General features: G+C 32.5%; 17 protein-coding genes and 1 tRNA gene. 14 read left to right on the forward strand and 4 right to left on the reverse strand.

The genetic code is table 11. The annotated features are described in order from the left end of the window. The 8 genes from H7350_RS17165 to H7350_RS08620 all read left to right on the forward strand — a co-directional run. On the forward strand, positions 1–127 hold a 127-nt coding region (locus tag H7350_RS17165; RefSeq protein WP_204345722.1), incomplete at its 5' end, for a T9SS type B sorting domain-containing protein. 904 nt (positions 128–1,031) lie between these two features. Continuing rightward, positions 1,032–1,520: a helix-turn-helix domain-containing protein gene (locus H7350_RS08590; protein WP_204345504.1), complete on the forward strand. Its 489-nt coding sequence runs from the start codon at positions 1,032–1,034 to the stop codon at positions 1,518–1,520. Between the two features lie 104 nt (positions 1,521–1,624). Beyond that, positions 1,625–2,521: a hypothetical protein gene (locus H7350_RS08595; protein WP_204345505.1), complete on the forward strand. Its 897-nt coding sequence runs from the start codon at positions 1,625–1,627 to the stop codon at positions 2,519–2,521. Between the two features lie 28 nt (positions 2,522–2,549). Next, entirely contained in the window at positions 2,550–3,026 is a 477-nt protein-coding gene (locus tag H7350_RS08600; protein WP_235989306.1) for a hypothetical protein, read from the forward strand. A 162-nt stretch (positions 3,027–3,188) separates the two neighbouring features. Then, the gene (locus H7350_RS08605) at positions 3,189–3,821 is read left to right on the forward strand and encodes a hypothetical protein (protein ID WP_204345506.1); all 633 of its coding nucleotides are present in this window, start codon (positions 3,189–3,191) and stop codon (positions 3,819–3,821) included. Positions 3,822–3,961: 140 nt separating this feature from the next. Next, positions 3,962–4,522 (forward strand): porin family protein, encoded by a 561-nt coding sequence (locus tag H7350_RS08610; RefSeq protein WP_204345507.1) that lies wholly within the window; start codon positions 3,962–3,964, stop codon positions 4,520–4,522. 93 nt (positions 4,523–4,615) lie between these two features. Further along, positions 4,616–5,695: a serine hydrolase domain-containing protein gene (locus H7350_RS08615; protein WP_204345508.1), complete on the forward strand. Its 1,080-nt coding sequence runs from the start codon at positions 4,616–4,618 to the stop codon at positions 5,693–5,695. A 63-nt stretch (positions 5,696–5,758) separates the two neighbouring features. Then, positions 5,759–7,129: a serine hydrolase domain-containing protein gene (locus H7350_RS08620; protein ID WP_204345509.1), complete on the forward strand. Its 1,371-nt coding sequence runs from the start codon at positions 5,759–5,761 to the stop codon at positions 7,127–7,129. A gap of 204 nt (positions 7,130–7,333) precedes the next feature. On the opposite strand, the gene H7350_RS08625 is transcribed toward H7350_RS08620, so the two are convergent. Together H7350_RS08625 and H7350_RS08630 are read right to left on the reverse strand one after the other, a co-directional pair. Beyond that, positions 7,334–8,854: an OmpP1/FadL family transporter gene (locus H7350_RS08625; protein WP_204345510.1), complete on the reverse strand. Its 1,521-nt coding sequence runs from the start codon at positions 8,852–8,854 to the stop codon at positions 7,334–7,336. A gap of 32 nt (positions 8,855–8,886) precedes the next feature. Then, positions 8,887–9,936: a hypothetical protein gene (locus H7350_RS08630; RefSeq protein WP_204345511.1), complete on the reverse strand. Its 1,050-nt coding sequence runs from the start codon at positions 9,934–9,936 to the stop codon at positions 8,887–8,889. Positions 9,937–10,036: 100 nt separating this feature from the next. Between H7350_RS08630 and proS the strand changes: the two genes are divergently transcribed. The 3 genes from proS (at position 10,037) to rpsT (ending at position 12,003) form a co-directional block, all read left to right on the forward strand. Continuing rightward, positions 10,037–11,515, forward strand: coding sequence for a proline--tRNA ligase (gene proS / locus H7350_RS08635; protein WP_204345512.1), 1,479 nt, complete (start codon positions 10,037–10,039; stop codon positions 11,513–11,515). A 133-nt stretch (positions 11,516–11,648) separates the two neighbouring features. Next, a tRNA-Glu gene (locus H7350_RS08640) sits at positions 11,649–11,720 on the forward strand. A 28-nt stretch (positions 11,721–11,748) separates the two neighbouring features. Beyond that, a complete protein-coding gene (rpsT, locus tag H7350_RS08645) occupies positions 11,749–12,003 on the forward strand; it encodes a 30S ribosomal protein S20 (protein WP_204345513.1) in 255 nt (84 codons plus the stop codon). Positions 12,004–12,149: 146 nt separating this feature from the next. Here the strand turns inward: rpsT and rho are convergent, their stop codons facing one another. Continuing rightward, on the reverse strand, positions 12,150–13,823 hold the full coding sequence (gene rho / locus H7350_RS08650; protein WP_204345514.1) for a transcription termination factor Rho: 1,674 nt from the start codon (positions 13,821–13,823) through the stop codon (positions 12,150–12,152). A 227-nt stretch (positions 13,824–14,050) separates the two neighbouring features. Between rho and H7350_RS08655 the strand changes: the two genes are divergently transcribed. After that, on the forward strand, positions 14,051–14,461 hold the full coding sequence (locus H7350_RS08655; RefSeq protein ID WP_204345515.1) for a DUF4293 domain-containing protein: 411 nt from the start codon (positions 14,051–14,053) through the stop codon (positions 14,459–14,461). Positions 14,462–14,537: 76 nt separating this feature from the next. On the opposite strand, the gene H7350_RS08660 is transcribed toward H7350_RS08655, so the two are convergent. Continuing rightward, positions 14,538–15,032 (reverse strand): metallophosphoesterase family protein, encoded by a 495-nt coding sequence (locus H7350_RS08660; protein WP_204345516.1) that lies wholly within the window; start codon positions 15,030–15,032, stop codon positions 14,538–14,540. 66 nt (positions 15,033–15,098) lie between these two features. On the opposite strand from H7350_RS08660, the gene truA reads away from it, so the two are divergent. Further along, positions 15,099–15,893: a tRNA pseudouridine(38-40) synthase TruA gene (gene truA, locus H7350_RS08665; protein WP_235989307.1), complete on the forward strand. Its 795-nt coding sequence runs from the start codon at positions 15,099–15,101 to the stop codon at positions 15,891–15,893. An 8-nt stretch (positions 15,894–15,901) separates the two neighbouring features. Further along, positions 15,902–17,668, forward strand: a complete 1,767-nt coding sequence (locus H7350_RS08670) for an ABC transporter ATP-binding protein (protein WP_204345517.1) — start codon at positions 15,902–15,904, stop codon at positions 17,666–17,668. Position 17,669 lies beyond the last annotated feature (1 nt).

Genomic DNA, 17,669 nt, shown 5'->3' on the forward strand with positions numbered 1-17,669 from the left:
TTGGAATGGTACCTATAATGGTAATGAGATGCCAACCAGCGATTATTGGTTTGTTGTAGAGTACAATGATCCTAATAATTTAGAAAATCGTAAAGAATTTAAAGCCCATTTTACCCTGAAAAGATAAGTTTGAAATTTTATAAGATATTAAAAAGCTATACAGAAATGTATAGCTTTTTTTATCCTTTTCATGAATTAATAAGGTCTTTTAAATTAGTAATTCTGAGTGAAATTTCTTTTACTAATAATTGTTTGCATCAATTGAGTTTCTTGAACAATTGAATATTTATAAGTTTTATATAATTAAAAATCACAATAAATATTTTAAAATATTATAATTTACTTAACTAGGTAGTAATTATACATAAATTATATTAGCGCTTGTATAAAATTAGGCTATTAGTCATTTAACTTTATACATACAACCAAGAATGAATCAAGCCATACTAGACATTGCAATGATAGCAAGTGTAATTATAGGATACTTTATAAGTATCTCATTAATTACAACTTCTTTTTATAAAAGTCGTGCCAATAACTACTTGTCGCTATCACTATTTTTAATATCTAGTTTGACTTTATTAGAATGGCTTAGTAGTACGTCATACTTTATTTTTGAAATCATAAGTAATTTAAAGTTTGAGTTTTTATTTGCGGCTACTTTATTTACTTATTTTTTAATTCAGCTTAAGCACAATCTTCTTAATCATCGTCGATATAAATGGATATATTTTCCTTTTATTATTTCTGTTATTCTTGAAGTATCTATGCTAATCTTAGATCTTTATGGCTCTGTTTATGATGCTCTAATATGGTTGTTCAAAGATTTTGTTGCCATTGGATTTAATGTATTTTTAATTTTTTGGGGTAGATATTTAATTCGGAATTCTAATACAATTTCAGATGATAAAAGGCGCTGGTTGGTAAGATTGAACTTTTTTATTTTGTGCATTATAATGATTTGGGTTCTTACTAGGATAGAGTTTTATATATTCAACTCATTATATAGCTTGTACGTCTTATGGATACTAATGTCTTTATTCTTATGGTGGATTTTGTATTATGGTATATTTAAGTTGCAAGTCATTGTTCAAAAAGAAGAAATACATGAGTATTTAGTGTCTAAAAAGACACATCATACTACTCAAATTAAAAAGAAAGTTAAAAGTACAACAACTTCTAAAATTATTACTCAATTATATAATTTAATGGAAGATGAGGAATTATACAAAAATCCGCTTTTGAGTAGATTAGATTTAGCAACTCGATTAGAGACAAGCGAAGGGTATTTATCCCAAATTATAAATCAGGAAATTAATAAAAGCGTTATCCAGTTTGTGAACGAATATCGAATCGAGACTGCCAAAAAACTATTGCATGATTCTGTATTTAATAAGTATTCAATTGAAGCTATAGGGATGGAAGCTGGTTTTAAATCTAAAAGCGCTTTTTATAACGCATTCAATGCTAGTTTAAAAATGTCTCCTGGAGCCTATAGAAAACTTCAAAAAACGTCCTGATTCGTATAATCCTATTGTTTTAGAACGTCTTCAGCACTAAAATAACTCTTTTATTTTTTTGACAACTATACTTTTGCATGGTATAAATCAAAAAACAAAAAATGATGAAAAGAGTATCCCACAAGATGATAATAATCAATTATTATCGTTCAATTTCAAAATTAATTCTAATTACTTTTCTTACAATTACTACATTCTCCTGTAGTAATGATGATGATCAACCACCTCATACAGATGGCATATCTCAAGAAATTAAAGACTTAATTTACTTCAGAGGAGATGAAAAAGCAGAGACAGTAATGATACTTATACCAGGTGGTCCTAGTACCGAATTTGCTACAGACTTTGTAGACGATTTTGCATCAGATCCTAATCAGGAAGGCATTATAACTGTAACTGTACATCAGGCACAAACATTAAACCCTGATATAGTAGTAGGAAATGATATCACATTAACACAGGCGAATTCATTGAATACAGAAAGTATAGAAATGCTTTCTGAAGTTATTACTTATTTTAAAGATGAAGGTAGAACTGTATATGTACTTGGATACTCGTTTGGTGCCTTTGTAACTCAAGACCTTATTGCAAAAAAAGGGATTAATAGCGCCGATAAATACCTTATTATCTCTGGTAGATTAGATATGAATGATATTATTTGGCAAGCTGCCGCAGAGGGAAAAAAGGGATATTTTGAAAACGGTGTTACTCCAGTTGTAGAACCTGAGCCAGATGTTAAAGAAAGAAACTTCAATAGAATATCTGCTGGTTTTGCAATGAATAAGTATACCCAACTTTTTAATACCATAGAGGATCTATCTAACATAACATATATCTATGGAGAAAATGACGAGGCGGTTGGTCGTCTTACCACTGACGAAGTACAGTTTCTGCAATCAAAAAACACAAATATAATTTCTGGACCTGGAAACCATACTACCACTTTCGAAGCTTTTATATTTCAAGGTTTAGAAGAAGCTTTCGGAATAGTATTACAATAACAAATAATAGCACTACAATTAAAAAAAAATGATAAAAATTAAATTAACAACACTACTCGTGTTTACATTTTTAGCAACTACTGTTTTTGCACAAGAAGAATTAAAGCAGCAGGAATTCGAGGTAAAAGTAATTACAAGCGTAGAATCTATTGTACCTGATGGTTTAGGTCGATCGCGTTTAATTTCTGCAAATGAAAAAAGAGACTATAAAAAATTTACGTCGACTCAGACAGAAGATGACAATACGAGAAATAAGTCTAAAAGAAAAGATATTAGGGTAAAGGATTTTGAAGAAACAAAACTATTAAACTTCTATAATGTCGCTGGCATACGATTCCAGAATATCGCAGCAAATGATGCTGTAATTTCCTCAAAATTAACTGCAATGATTTCTGAAGGCTGGGATTTACTATTCATAACAAGTGCTGTTGAAAGTGATGCAGGCGCAAATGACGGAAACGGTATTTTTATTACACGTTACATATTTAAAAGAAAATTGAATTAAACGCCCTCTATAATAACTCTGTGTGTTAGATAGCGGTTTTTATTACCAAAATGAAGGTCAATAGTTGTATTGATCTTTATGACTGGTTTGTAAAACCGCTATTTTTTTTCTTTACGCATTAGCTGTTAACTATATAGTTTTAGTGTTATAAACCTTATAAGAATGACCACAAACTTTAAATTAAAACTTCTACACGAGCTAAAAAGCAAGCCAAGGCATTTCTTACTCTTATTTGCATTTGTATTGACATTACAGTTTATACACGCTCAAGATACATTCATGGAAGTAGGTGTAGGAATTGGGAATGTTATTGGAAATAAAAACACTCGTGGGAAAGGTGAATTTCATCTCAATATCATGAAATCTTATCCATTTGGACAAATAGGATTAGACTTTTTAACTGGCGGAAATTTTATTCCAGGTTCAACAAATACAGGAGATGAAAATATTGAAATACTATCTTCAAATGACTTTAAATTTGGAGCCATTACATTTTTCTATAGACTGCCCATAAAAAAACACCTGTTCGTTGAACCAAGGTTTGGCTATTCATCATTATTTTCATTTGTGCATACAGATGATGAAACCAAAATAAATCAATCAAATTTTACCGCTGGAATTGGTATTGGTGGACACATCAATAACTTCACCTTATCCTTAAGATATCAATACCTAGGTGTTACTCCCAATTACGAAGGAACGGATAATACAATAACAGTCAAATCAAATTCTGAGTCTTTAGGATTATTGCTGTTCAGAATATCATATCGTTTCAATCTTAAAAAAATATTTTAAACGGAATGCCTATAAAAGGAATTAATAAAACGTCCTGATTCGTGTAATTCCACTGTTTCAGTACGTTTCCAATCTCAAATTTAACTTTTCGTTTTGTTTTGAAAATTACGTTTGCACCAATAAATCAAAAAATATAAAACATGAAAAAATTATTATTAGTTACTGTTATTACAGTTTTAGGATTAACAACCGTCAATGCTCAAGATATTAAATTTGGAGCGAAAGCAGGTTTAAACTTTGCCTTTATTACAGGAGACAATACAGAAGACCTTAAGCCCAATACAGATTTCCACATTGGTGTCATGGCAGAATGGAAAATCACAAACAAATTTTCCTTGCAACCCGAGATTATATATTCCGGACAAGGAGCTGATATAAACGTCGGATCTGAGGGCAGAGTTTCGCTCAACTATTTAAATGTTCCATTAATTGGAAAGTACTATGTTACAGAAAAATTGAGTTTAGAAGCAGGACCTCAAATAGGTTTTTTATTGTCTACTAAAGGCGGTACCTTAGATTATAAAGAACTATTAAAGCCAATAGATTATGGTGTTAATTTTGGATTAGGCTATAAGTTAGATAATGGCCTCAATTTTAACTTAAGATATAATCTAGGACTCTCTAATATTAACGATGTAGATGGTTTTACAGATAAAAATAGAAATGGAGTAGTTCAATTATCTGTTGGCTTCTTTTTCTAAAACTCAATATTCTAAAGCCCAAGTGAATTCACTTGGGTTTCTATTTTTTAAATATTCAAACTTTTACTTTAATCAATTAACAATATAAAAATCATGAAAAAAACGAATACAATCTTATTACTTCTAATAATGTCATTTACATTAATGACTCTTAGTTGTACTAATAGTGATGACGATGTAATAATTGATGATTTTTCTTCCCTTGATGTAGAACTTATGGCAAGAGACTTTTCAGGTGTTGTTTTAGTCGCTCAAAATGACGAGATCTTATTTAACAAAGCATATGGAAGAAAAAATAGTCAAGAAAATGGATTTAATGATATCAATACTGTTTTTGATATGTGTTCTATTACAAAACAATTGACTGCGGCTGGGATTTTAAAATTAGAGATGCAAAATGAGCTTACAGTTAATGATAGTTTATCAAAATACTTTGACGCTGTTCCTAACGACAAAGAGGACATAACAATACATCAGTTGCTCACACACTCTTCTGGTTTATTAAATGGAATAGGTGGAGATTATGACACTATTACAGAGGAAGAATTTTTAGAGCAAGTTTTTAATAGCGCATTAATTAGTCCAGTAGGTGAACAGTTTAACTATTCTAATGTAGGCTATAGCTTACTTGGTTTAATCATTGAAAAAGTTAGTGAAATGGATTATGAAAGCTTTTTAAATTCACAGATTTTTCAACCTTCAAACATGTACCATACTGGTTATGTAATTCCAGATTGGCAAGAAGATGAAGTGGCTAACGGTTATTTGAATAGCGTTGAAAATAATAAGCCAAATGAAGAGAATTGGAGTGACAACGGTCCATATCTCAATCTTAAAGCTAATGGAGGTATTCTAACACGAGCAAATGATTTATTACTCTGGAGCCAATCAATAATGAACAATACAGTACTAGATGAAGCAACTACATCTAAATATCTTTTTCCGCATTTTCAACCTACAAATATATATGATAGCTATGGATATGGCTGGGGAATTGAAAATCATGACTCCGAGAATAAGTTAGTGCTTCATGGAGGCGCGAGTGATTTGTTTTCATCAGATATGTGGATCTACCCAAACAAGGGAATTACAATAATCGTACTCAGTAATGAATTTGATCAATCTGTATACACAATTGCAAGAGAGATATCAAATTTTTTACTAGCGCAGTAAAAGTATCACCACCAGAAATGCTTAAATAAAGTAATAAAATCATATTTAAAATTTAAAAATAAAATGAAAACAACAAACACAATCATATTACTTCTAATGATGTCATTTTCATCTATGGCCTTTAGTTATACAAATAGCAGTGAACAAGAAACTGCTGATAAAAATACTCGTGATTCTTTAAAACAATATGTAGGTGAATATGTGCTTGAAGAAACAGGAATGATAATAGACATTTACACAAAAGTTAATGATACTAAATTATTTTTATTTGTAGACGGACAACCAGAATATGAATTAGTTGCAACTGGTGAACATAAATTTTCTTTTGAGGTATCAGACGATTATAAAATAGAATTTAAAAATCCTGAAAATGGTGTTTTTAATGAATTAGTTGCAACACAACCAGAAGGAATTTACACAGCGATTCGTAATGGTGAGTTGAAAATTTATGATTTAACTACCATTGATAAAAAACTTATGTCGAAAGGTTTTTCAGGAGTTATTTTAGTTGCTCAAAATGACAGCATTATATTTAATAAGGCCTATGGAAAAAAGAATAGTCAAGAAAATGGGCTTAATGACATAAATACCGTTTTTGATATTTGTTCAATTACAAAACAATTTACCGCAGCAGGAATACTAAAATTGTCCATGCAAAATAAAGTAGCTGTTAATGATAAAATATCAAAATACTTTGAAGGAGTTCCTGACGATAAAAAGAATATAACTATTCATCAGTTGCTTACACATTCTTCTGGTTTAACAGATGGAATAGGTGATGATTATGATGCTATTACAGAAGAAAAATTTCTAAAGAAAGTATTCAGAAGCAAACTGATAAGTCCAGTTGGTGAACAGTTTAATTATTCTAATATGGGATATAGCTTACTTGGCTTAATCATCGAAAAAGTTAGCGGAATGGATTATGAAACCTACTTAAATGAAACCATTTTTAAACCTTCAAAAATGTACCATACGGGTTATGTCATTCCTGATTGGAAAACTAATGAAGTCGCTAACGGTTTTTTAGATGGTACTGAAGCTAAAAAACCTAATGAAGAGAATTGGAGCGAAAAAGGTCCGTATCTCAATCTCAAAGGCAATGGAGGTCTTTTAACAAGGGCAAGTGACTTATTACTCTGGAGCCAAGCGATACAAGATCAAACAGTGCTTGATGAAGCAACAACCGATAAATATCTCTATCCTCATTTTGAATTCAATGATTTATATACGCACTATGGATATGGTTGGGGAATTGAAAATAATGATTCAGAGAATAAATTAGTGGTCCACGGTGGAGCAAGTAATCTCTTTGCTTCAGACCTATGGATCTATCCAAATAAAGGAATTACAATAATTATACTCAGTAATACGCAAGAGGAATATGTCTATTCTATTGCAAGAAGATTCTCAGATTTTTTACTCGCAAAATAAAGCTACACATAATACAATTATAAAAAGATAACTAAGTGACTTTTAAGTCTTGTGGTTGCTTGCAGAGTCATCAAAAAGCTCAGTAAGCTATAAATAGATTAACATTAAAGCAAAAAATTATTTTAAAATTGATTTTAATGGTATTATGGTATCAAAAAAAAATGCTGAACAATTTGTTCAGCATTTTTTGATGTGTAATAGGTGTTATAAATTAAAACCTAAGGTCAATGTAATGTTAGAGTTTCTTGTGTCTAATGTAGCGGCATCTGTAAGACCTACAGAAAATAGCTCATTATTAACAGTTCTTTCAGCTTGATCATAAGTTAAATCTAATCTGGTATTACCAAAGTCATAACCTAAACCTAGAGAATATCCTGTTAAATCTCCATAAAAAGAATCATCTTTATAAGGGCTTTCTTCAAATCTGTAACCACCTCTAAAGCTGAATTGTTTGTATTTATATTCTCCTCCAAATCTGTAAGTGTTTGCAATTTTAAAAAGGTCGTCCATTATGGCGTTTTGAGATGCAAAGAAGGCATCAGAAGTTGGGCGAAATTTCGTGTTTTTATAGTTTCTTCTCGAATAATCAAAACTTAATAAACCTCGATCACTAAATACATAAGCTAAACTTCCTGTAATCTTACCAGGAGATTGTAATCTGTATTCAGGAAAAATATTAATTACCTCCGGATTAACAAAGGTGTTGAATGAGCCATCATCATCAGTAGCAGATGTTGCAATATTTTGAGAGGTTTCTTCAAATATGGTGAACCAAGTTGGAGAATTATAAGTAAAACCAGCTCTAAACTCTTTAGTCAGTTTTAAAATTGCTCCTAGTTGAAAAGAGAAACCGTTACCAGTAGTAAGCAGGTTGTTTTCAAAGGCAACATCTGTAACAAGTGAGCCAGCATTAGAATTTGATTCTGTAAAGCGTGTAAAACGCTCATAATTTATAAAGTGACCATTTAAATTAAGTCCTAAATATAATTTGTCATTATATTGTGCAGCGGCATTAAATGTAAATTTTCCATTGTAACCTCTAGCGATATAATCATATTCCTGATTAAAAGTACCAGGTGCTATATTAGATGTGTATGTGGTGTTCTCATCTGTGTTATTTGTAGGTTCTAAAATAAATGATTCATAACCTAAGAAAGCCTGTTGGTTTCCAAAACCATAAAAACGTCCTATTTCTGCATATGCTTCAGATATTGATTCACCTGGAAAAGCAGATATTTCATCTAATCGTTGCCCTTGTGCATAAGCTAAAAAGTAATTGTCAATAGAGTTCGTGTTAGTTCCAGTTGCAAACCACTGATCGTCATAATTAGCGGTTTTGTCATAAGCAATACTCAAAACTAACTTTTTCCATGAAGAATTTTCATTGTTATTGGCAAATACAAAAGCTGCTCCACCTTGATGTAGGTCAACTTTCGAATCTGATGATGAACTCAAACCATTGAAATAAGAAATATCGTTATCAGTATTTAAACTCGATAAAGAAATAGAAGCATGACTTCTACTAAATACAGCAGATCCGGCGGGATTTATACTAACAGCCGACATATCGCCTCCAAGAGCTCCAAAAGCACCACTTAATGCTCTAAATCGAGCAGATCCTTGAATTTCATCTTGTGAAAACCTTAGGGCATCTGAAATGTCCTGAGCCATAATATTAGACATAGAGAGTACTGCTATGGCTAACAGCATAGTTAATTTTTTCATATTAATTTTTTTTGACTTAAACTGAATTTAGATTATCCTCTACCTCCTGAACGACGACTACCGCTTGATGATCTAGATCCTGACGACCTAGAACTTCCACTAGAACTTCTTACAGAAGAAGAACTTCTGCTAGAGCTACTAGAACTTCGTGCGGAAGAAGAGCTTCTACTTGATCTATTAGAACTTCTCATTGAAGATGAACTTGAGTTTCTTCGGCTTGTAGAAGGTCTAGAGAATGATGAATTATTTCTAGTTCTTGATCTGGTTGTTGTTGAACGAGATCTTGTTGTAGTTCTCGGTCTAGAAATAGTTGCATTATTTCTTCCAGATCTGAATGTAGAACTATTTCTGTTTCGTATAGATGTAGCACTTCTTCTTGAGCTAGATACATTACTACGTCTTGATGTCATAGAACTCCTGTTATAAGCAGCATTTGAAGCACCTCGTCGTCCATAATTATAAGCTAAAGTATTTCGGCTTCTGTTCCAATAATTAGCACCTCTGTAGAAATTATTATATCCATAACCATATCCGTAACCTGGAGGGCACCAAAAGCCAGTATTCCAGCCCCAGCCACCATAGCCCCAGCCAACATTCCATCCCCAATTGTTATAGCCCCAACCCCAAGGTCGGTTCCATCCCCAATTGTTCCAACCCCAATAAGCGTTGTACCATCCTACACCATAACCTCCCCAGCCACGATTAAACCAGCTGTTATCATATACATTGATTGTGATATTTTCATTGGAAGCTCCCCAACCAGCATAACCAGTATAGGCTTCTTCATCACTAATTTCATCATCATAAGCTCCTTCATAAGCATCAATATCTGTAAATATTGCATCCTCCTCATCAGAAATGCTACTGTATTGTAAAGATTTTTCAGTGAAATAATCTTTATAAACACTTTGATCTTCAGAAGGGGCGTTAGTTGCTTCTACATTGACAATAGCTTCATCGCTATAAATACCATCACTGTCATAACCAACATATTGGTATGATCCACAAGAAGCAAACAGAAATGTTAAGCTTAGTGCAACAAAAAATGGAAATTTCTTTTGTATGTAATTGTTTAATTGCATATCTCTTGATTTTTATTGTTGAACGTTACAAAAATAGTTAGTTTTGCTGAACTATTTTTTTATTTAACATAATCACAATTTTTGTGCCAAAACACTGAAAATGAGTAAAAATCTTACAACAAGAGCAGAAGACTATTCAAAATGGTATAATGAATTGGTCGTAAAGGCTGATTTAGCTGAGAATTCAGCAGTTAGAGGGTGTATGGTCATTAAACCGTATGGTTATGCGATTTGGGAAAAAATGCAAGCAGAATTAGATAGAATGTTTAAAGAATCTGGACATCAAAATGCATATTTTCCACTTTTTGTGCCTAAAAGTTTGTTTGAAGCCGAAGAAAAGAATGCTGAAGGTTTCGCTAAAGAATGTGCAGTTGTAACACATTACAGACTTCAAAATGATCCTGATAATGAAGGAAAACTTAGAGTAGACCCTGAAGCAAAACTGGAAGAAGAACTTGTTGTAAGACCTACAAGTGAAGCTATTATCTGGAATACCTATAAAGGATGGATTCAAAGTTATAGAGATCTACCTATACTAATTAATCAATGGGCAAATGTGGTACGCTGGGAGATGAGAACACGTTTGTTTTTAAGAACTGCCGAATTTTTATGGCAAGAAGGACATACTGCTCATGCGACTGAAGCCGAAGCTATCGCTGAAGCTGAACAAATGAATGATATCTATGCTGAATTTGCAGAAAATTTTATGGCTATTCCAGTCATTAAAGGAATTAAAACTGAAAGTGAACGTTTTGCTGGAGCCGTTGAAACCTATTGTATTGAAGCCTTAATGCAAGATGGAAAAGCGCTTCAGGCAGGTACATCTCACTTTTTAGGGCAAAATTTCGCTAAGGCCTTTGATGTGAAGTTTACTAATAATGAAGGTAAATTAGATCATGTATGGGCTACTTCTTGGGGCGTTTCTACACGTTTAATGGGAGCATTAATCATGACCCATAGTGATGATAAGGGGTTGGTTTTACCTCCAAATCTAGCACCATCTCAAGTGGTTATTGTTCCTATATATAAAAATGACGAACAATTAGATTTGATTACTGAAAAAGCCAATACTATTATTAAGGACTTAAAAGCTTTGGGTGTATCTTGTAAGTTTGACTCAAGAACAACACATCGACCTGGAGCAAAATTTGCTCAGCATGAATTACAAGGCGTACCTTTACGAATAGCAATTGGTCCAAAAGATTTAGAAAATGGAACCGTAGAATTAGCGCGACGAGATACTTTAACTAAAGAAGTGATTGTAATGAGCGATTTGGTAGCTACTGTTAAAACGTTATTAGAGACGATTCAAAACGAATTATTTAGCAAAGCACTTAGCTATAGAGATGCACACATTACTGAAGTTAATGATTTTGAAACCTTTAAGACTGTTTTAGAAATAAAAACAGGTTTTATTTCTGCGCATTGGGATGGCACTGCTGAAACGGAACAAAAAATAAAAGAGCTTACAAAAGCAACAATTAGGTGTATTCCTATGGATGTTAAAAAAGAGGCTGGAACCTGCGTATTCTCTGGAAAACCTTCAGAAAAAAGAGTTTTATTTGCTAAAGCCTATTAAATTTTTTTTAAAAAAGTTTATCTAGGTGTTGCAACATTTAAAAATAGTTGTATTTTTGCATCCGCAATGAGTAATTGCATGTTCATTTGAAAAGCGGTTTAAATTTTTAATCTGCGACTGAAATAACTCAAATGGCCCGTTCGTCTATCGGCTAGGACGCCAGGTTTTCATCCTGGTAAGAGGGGTTCGATTCCCCTACGGGCTACAATTTTTTAAATAAGAAATAAAATACAATGGCAAATCATAAGTCAGCATTAAAAAGAATAAGAAGTAACGAATCTAAGCGTTTACGTAACAGATACCAGCACAAAACAACTCGTGGTGCTATCAAAAGATTACGTGACATGGAAAAAGCTAAAGAAGCAAGTGAATACTTACCTTCAGTTATTTCAATGATTGATAAGTTAGCTAAAAACAATATTATCCATGATAATAAAGCATCTAACTTAAAGTCTAGCTTAACTAAGCACGTTGCTTCACTAAGCTAACTAGAACTTATAACTTAAAATTATTAAGCTTCTCTTATGAGAAGCTTTTTTTTTATTTTATATTTTTTTAGTTGTTTTAAAAATGAATAATAAAAAAAGCTCTCAATTAATATTGAGAGCTTTTTATGTAAACTTATAAGTTTTAGTTATCCGTTCATAGATACTAAAAACTCTTCATTATTTCTTGTTTGTTTGAATCGGTCGTTAATAAACTCCATCGCTTCAACTGGATTCATATCCGCAAGGTATTTACGCATCACCCACATTCTCTGAATTGTAGTTTCATCTAATAAGATGTCATCACGACGTGTACTCGAAGATGTCAAGTCAATAGCAGGGAAAATTCTACGGTTAGAAATCTTACGATCTAATTGCAGTTCCATATTACCTGTTCCTTTAAACTCTTCAAAGATCACTTCATCCATTTTTGAGCCTGTTTCAGTTAAAGCAGTAGCAATTATAGTTAGTGAACCTCCATTTTCAATATTACGTGCAGCTCCGAAGAAACGTTTTGGCTTATGTAATGCATTCGCATCAACACCACCACTCAATATTTTACCAGAAGCGGGTTGTACGGTGTTATAAGCTCTAGCTAAACGTGTAATAGAATCTAATAAGATTACAACATCGTGACCGCATTCAACTAAGCGTTTTGCTTTTTCTAAAACGATATTAGCAATTTTAACATGCTCATGTGCTTCTTTATCAAAAGTAGAAGCGATAACTTCTCCACGAACATTACGTTGCATATCTGTAACTTCTTCAGGACGCTCATCAATGAGTAAAATCATTTGATAAACTTCAGGATGATTGGCAGCAATGGCGTTTGCAACATCTTTCAATAACATCGTTTTACCTGTTTTAGGTTGTGATACAATCATACCACGTTGCCCTTTTCCGATAGGAGAAAACAAGTCCATTATACGAGTAGAAATTGTGCTTTGCTTCTCTGCGATATTAAATTTTTCCTGCGGAAATAAAGGCGTTAAGTGTTCAAAAGAAACACGGTCTCTAACAACCTCTGGCTTTTGACCATTAATTTTGCTCACCTTTATTAAAGGGAAATATTTTTCTCCTTCCTTTGGAGGTCTTACATGACCGAGTACAGTATCTCCGGTTTTTAATCCGAATAAACGGATTTGCGATTGTGATACATAAATATCATCAGGTGATGATAAATAGTTATAATCTGAAGACCTTAAAAAGCCATAACCATCCTGCATGATATCTAAAACACCTTCACTTTCAATGATAGCGTCAAATTCAAAATCAGGCTCTCTATAGCGGTTACGGTTATCCTTGTTGCCGTTATTTTTGTGTTGGTTACCATTATTATCTTTAGAACGCTGATTATTCTGCTTATTATCATTCTTCTGACGATTGTTTTGTTTATTGTCATTAGAATTTTTTGAACGATTATCAGTGTTCTGATTACTGTTTCTTTGATTACTTCTGGTATCCTTTTTTTCTTTTGATGCAGTATTAGAAGTTTTATCTTCAGCTTTTACATCTTTTTTTGAATCCTTCTGGTCATCCAATTCCATTTTCTGTTGCGAAGGATTTTTTACGTCTTTCTTTTCAACACGAGCTCTAGGTTTACGTTGCTGAGCAGGTTTTTTAGGTTCAGGTTTAGATGTTGGAGTAGATGCAGGCTCAATAACCTCTTTTTTTACAGCATCTGGATTGCTTGCTTGTAAATCTAAGATTTGGTAAACAAGATCTAATTTTTTTAATGTACGGTATTTAGGTACGTTTAATTTTTGAGCTATATCCTGAAGTTCAGGAAGCTTCTTTGCTTTTAATTCGGAAATTTCGAACATGTATGTATATACTAATTAAGTTTATTCTTTGAAATGGATTTAGTTCTTACTTTTCTTTTTCTGTAAAATAAAATAATGGGAAAAATTTGAAAAAAATCTGAAGATTAATCAATTGTTACTCTGAATGTAACAGATTGTTACTGCAATAATACAATTTTATTTTTAAAATTTAATACATCTTTTAAAAAGAAACTATTAATTTTGTGCCTCGTTAAAGATATTGATAAATGATTCAACGTATACAAACTATATATCTATTATTATCAGCTGCTGTTTCTGCTGGTTTGATTTTTGTATTCCATTTATGGACTAATAGTGATGACATACCAGTTTATGCTAAGGACGAATATTTGTATTTAGGTTTGTTTTTAGGATCGGCTTTATTATCTTTAATTTCAATTTTGAATTTTAAAAACAGGAAGTTTCAATTTGTTTTGGGACGACTTAATATCATATTAAACTTTATTTTATTAGGATTTTTTGTGTATCAATTGCTAATACCACCTGGAGAGAGTCATATCTCTGAGAAAGGTGTTGGGATATTCATACCTATTTTATCTATCGTATTATTGGTTTTAGCCAATAAAGCCATAAAAAAGGATGAAGATCTTGTAAAATCTGTCGATCGATTACGATAAACCCTATTATCTTAATTATTTTAGTGCGTAAACCCAAGGTGAAGATCTTGGGTTTTTTTATGCAAAAAATATTGAACTAGCGCTTTGGAAATTCAATAACTTCTAGATTATCAATTTTTTTGCCATCAATAGTAAAACGTAGCATGGTTCTTATTTTATGAAACCCATGTTTTCCAACAGCACCCGGATTCATATGAATTAAATTATAACGTTTATCTGGCATCACTTTTAAAATATGTGAATGTCCGCAGATAAAAATACGTGGCGGATTCGCTTTTATCACATCTCGTGTTCGCATATTATATTTAGGAGGATAACCTCCAATATGTGTTATCCATACATCGACATCTTCACACATAAACCGATTATTCTCAGGAAATTCAACACGTGCTTTAGCATCATCAATATTACCATAAACAGCTCGTAAAGGTTTTATCGCCTTAATAGCATCAGTAACCTCTAGGTTTCCTATATCACCAGCATGCCAAACTTCATCAGCTTGCTTGACATACTTTAAAATGTCATCGTCTATATAGCTGTGCGTATCAGAAAGTAAGAGGATTTTAGTCATATAAGGATTAAGTATTAATGCCGAGAGGCTTTTCAGCTCAAAATATTTTAATTATGTTAATGTAAGATGATAACCATCAAAACTAATTATCTTTGTGCTTTTACAAAAGTAAGGTTTCTATTGCGTTTTTTTATCGAATTATCATATAACGGAAAAGCATATCATGGTTGGCAAAATCAACCAGATGCTATATCTGTACAAGAAGTTTTAGAAAACGCTTTATCGACACTTTTAAAAACAGACATAGCTGTAGTTGGAGCAGGTAGAACAGATGCAGGAGTTCACGCAACACAGTTTTTTGCACATTTTGATTATGATTTAGAGCTCCCAGAAAATCTCATATTTAAGCTCAATTCTTTTCTTCCTAAAGCTATTGCTGTACGTGATGTTTTTAAAGTTAAACCAGATGCACATGCGAGATTTCACGCTATAAGCAGAACGTATCATTATAGAATTTCGACACAAAAAAATGTGTTTAACTTCGCTTTTGCTTACGCTTTGCAAAAAACCTTAGATATTGATGCGATGAATAAAGCTTGTGATATTCTATTGCAGTATAATGATTTTCAATGTTTTTCTAAGGTGAATACAGATGTAAAAACGTATCATTGTAAATTGATGAAAGCCAGTTGGCGATTTGAAAATGATGAATTAATTTTTACAATTAAAGCTGATCGTTTTTTAAGAAATATGGTACGAGCCATAGTAGGAACTCTTGTTAATATTGGTTTAGGTAAACTTCAATTAGAAAGTTTGCATGATATCATCAAGTCTAAAGATAGAAGAGAGGCAGGGTTTTCGGTACCAGCTCATGGTTTGTATCTCGTAAATATAGAATACCCAGAAATTATAAAACAGTAAATAGCTAAATGGAAAACAAAAAGACTAAAGCTTTTGATCTCGAATTGTTCAAGCGATTACTTCAATACATTAAGCCATACAGGTTGGTGTTTTTTGGTTCTTTACTGTGCGTGATTGGTCTTGCTGTATTTGGTGTGTTAAGACCTTTAGTTTTACAGGAAGCCATAGATAATCATGTGAAAGTTCAGGATTATAACGGATTTGTTATGTATATCATAGCCATGCTGGTTTTACTTATACTCGAAGTGGTAAGTCAGTTACTGTTTATCTACTATGCGAGTTGGTTAGGCCAGTCGGTTGTTAAAGATATTCGTGTCAAACTCTATAACCATGTATTGAGGTTTAGAATGAAATATTACGACACATCATCTGTAGGAGTTTTAATAACCAGAACTGTAACAGATATGGAACGTATTGCAGATATTTTTGGTCAAGGCTTATTTATGATATTTAGTGATCTCCTTAAAATGCTGGTGGTTGCTGGTGCGATGGTTTATATCAATTGGAAATTAAGTCTTATTGCGTTTGTGACCATGCCAATTGTATTATTTGCTACGAAAATATTTCAGAAGTATATGAAACGTGCTTTTGAAGAAGTGAGGACAGAAGTGTCTAATCTAAATTCTTTTGTTCAAGAACGTGTCACTGGGATGAAGATTCTTCAATTATTTACAAGAGAAGATACTGAATTCAAAAAATTCAAAGACATTAATGAACGTCATAAAAAAGGCTGGTTAAAAACAGTTTGGTATAACTCTATCTTTTTTCCTATTGCAGATTTATTATCATCTATTACCTTAGGAAGTATTATCTGGGTTGGAGGCTTGATGGTTGTTATTCAAGGTACAGCAACTGAAGGAAATTTATTTGCTTTTATCATGTTTGTACCAATGTTATTCAGACCGTTAAATCAAATTGCCAACAAATTTAATACACTACAAATGGGAATGGTCGCAGCAGACCGTGTTTTTAAAGTATTAGATACAACATCGCAAATCGATGATTCGGGTTCTGAAGTTGCTACAGAGTTTAAAGGTGATATTTCATTTAAGAATGTACATTTTTCTTATGTTCAAGATGAAGAAGTTCTCAAAGGTATTTCGCTGGATGTCAAAGCTGGTCAGACCGTTGCTATTGTTGGAGCAACAGGAGCAGGAAAGTCTACGATTATAAACCTCTTAAATCGTTTTTATGATATCAATGACGGAACTATATGTATTGACGGCACAGATATTAAAAATTTGACCTTGCAGTCACTTAGGTCACAAATAGCAGTAGTACTCCAGGATGTGTTTTTATTTGCTGATACCATACTTAATAATATCACGCTCAAAAATGATGATATTTCCGAAGAACAAGTTGTTCAAGCTGCCAAAGATATAGGGATTCATAATTTTATTTCTAGTTTGCCTAACGGGTATCACTATAATGTAAAAGAACGTGGTGCTATGTTATCTTCTGGTCAGCGTCAGCTTATTTCATTTTTAAGAGCTTATGTTACTAACCCAAGTATTTTAATTTTAGATGAAGCAACGTCTTCAGTCGACTCCTATTCTGAGCAATTGATGCAGGATGCAACCGATAAAATTACTCAGGGTAGAACTTCAATTGTTATTGCACATCGCTTGGCGACGATTCAACAAGCCGATCAGATTATTGTGATGGATGCAGGTGAAATAGTAGAAAAAGGCACGCATGACGAACTTCTTAAAGTTGAGAATGGCTATTATAGAAACCTGTATGAAGTTCAGTTTTTAAAAGCCGAAGCGGTTTAGT

This window comes from Psychroserpens algicola (assembly GCF_014526325.1).
In the GTDB taxonomy this organism is placed as follows: Bacteria; Bacteroidota; Bacteroidia; order Flavobacteriales; family Flavobacteriaceae; genus Psychroserpens; species Psychroserpens algicola.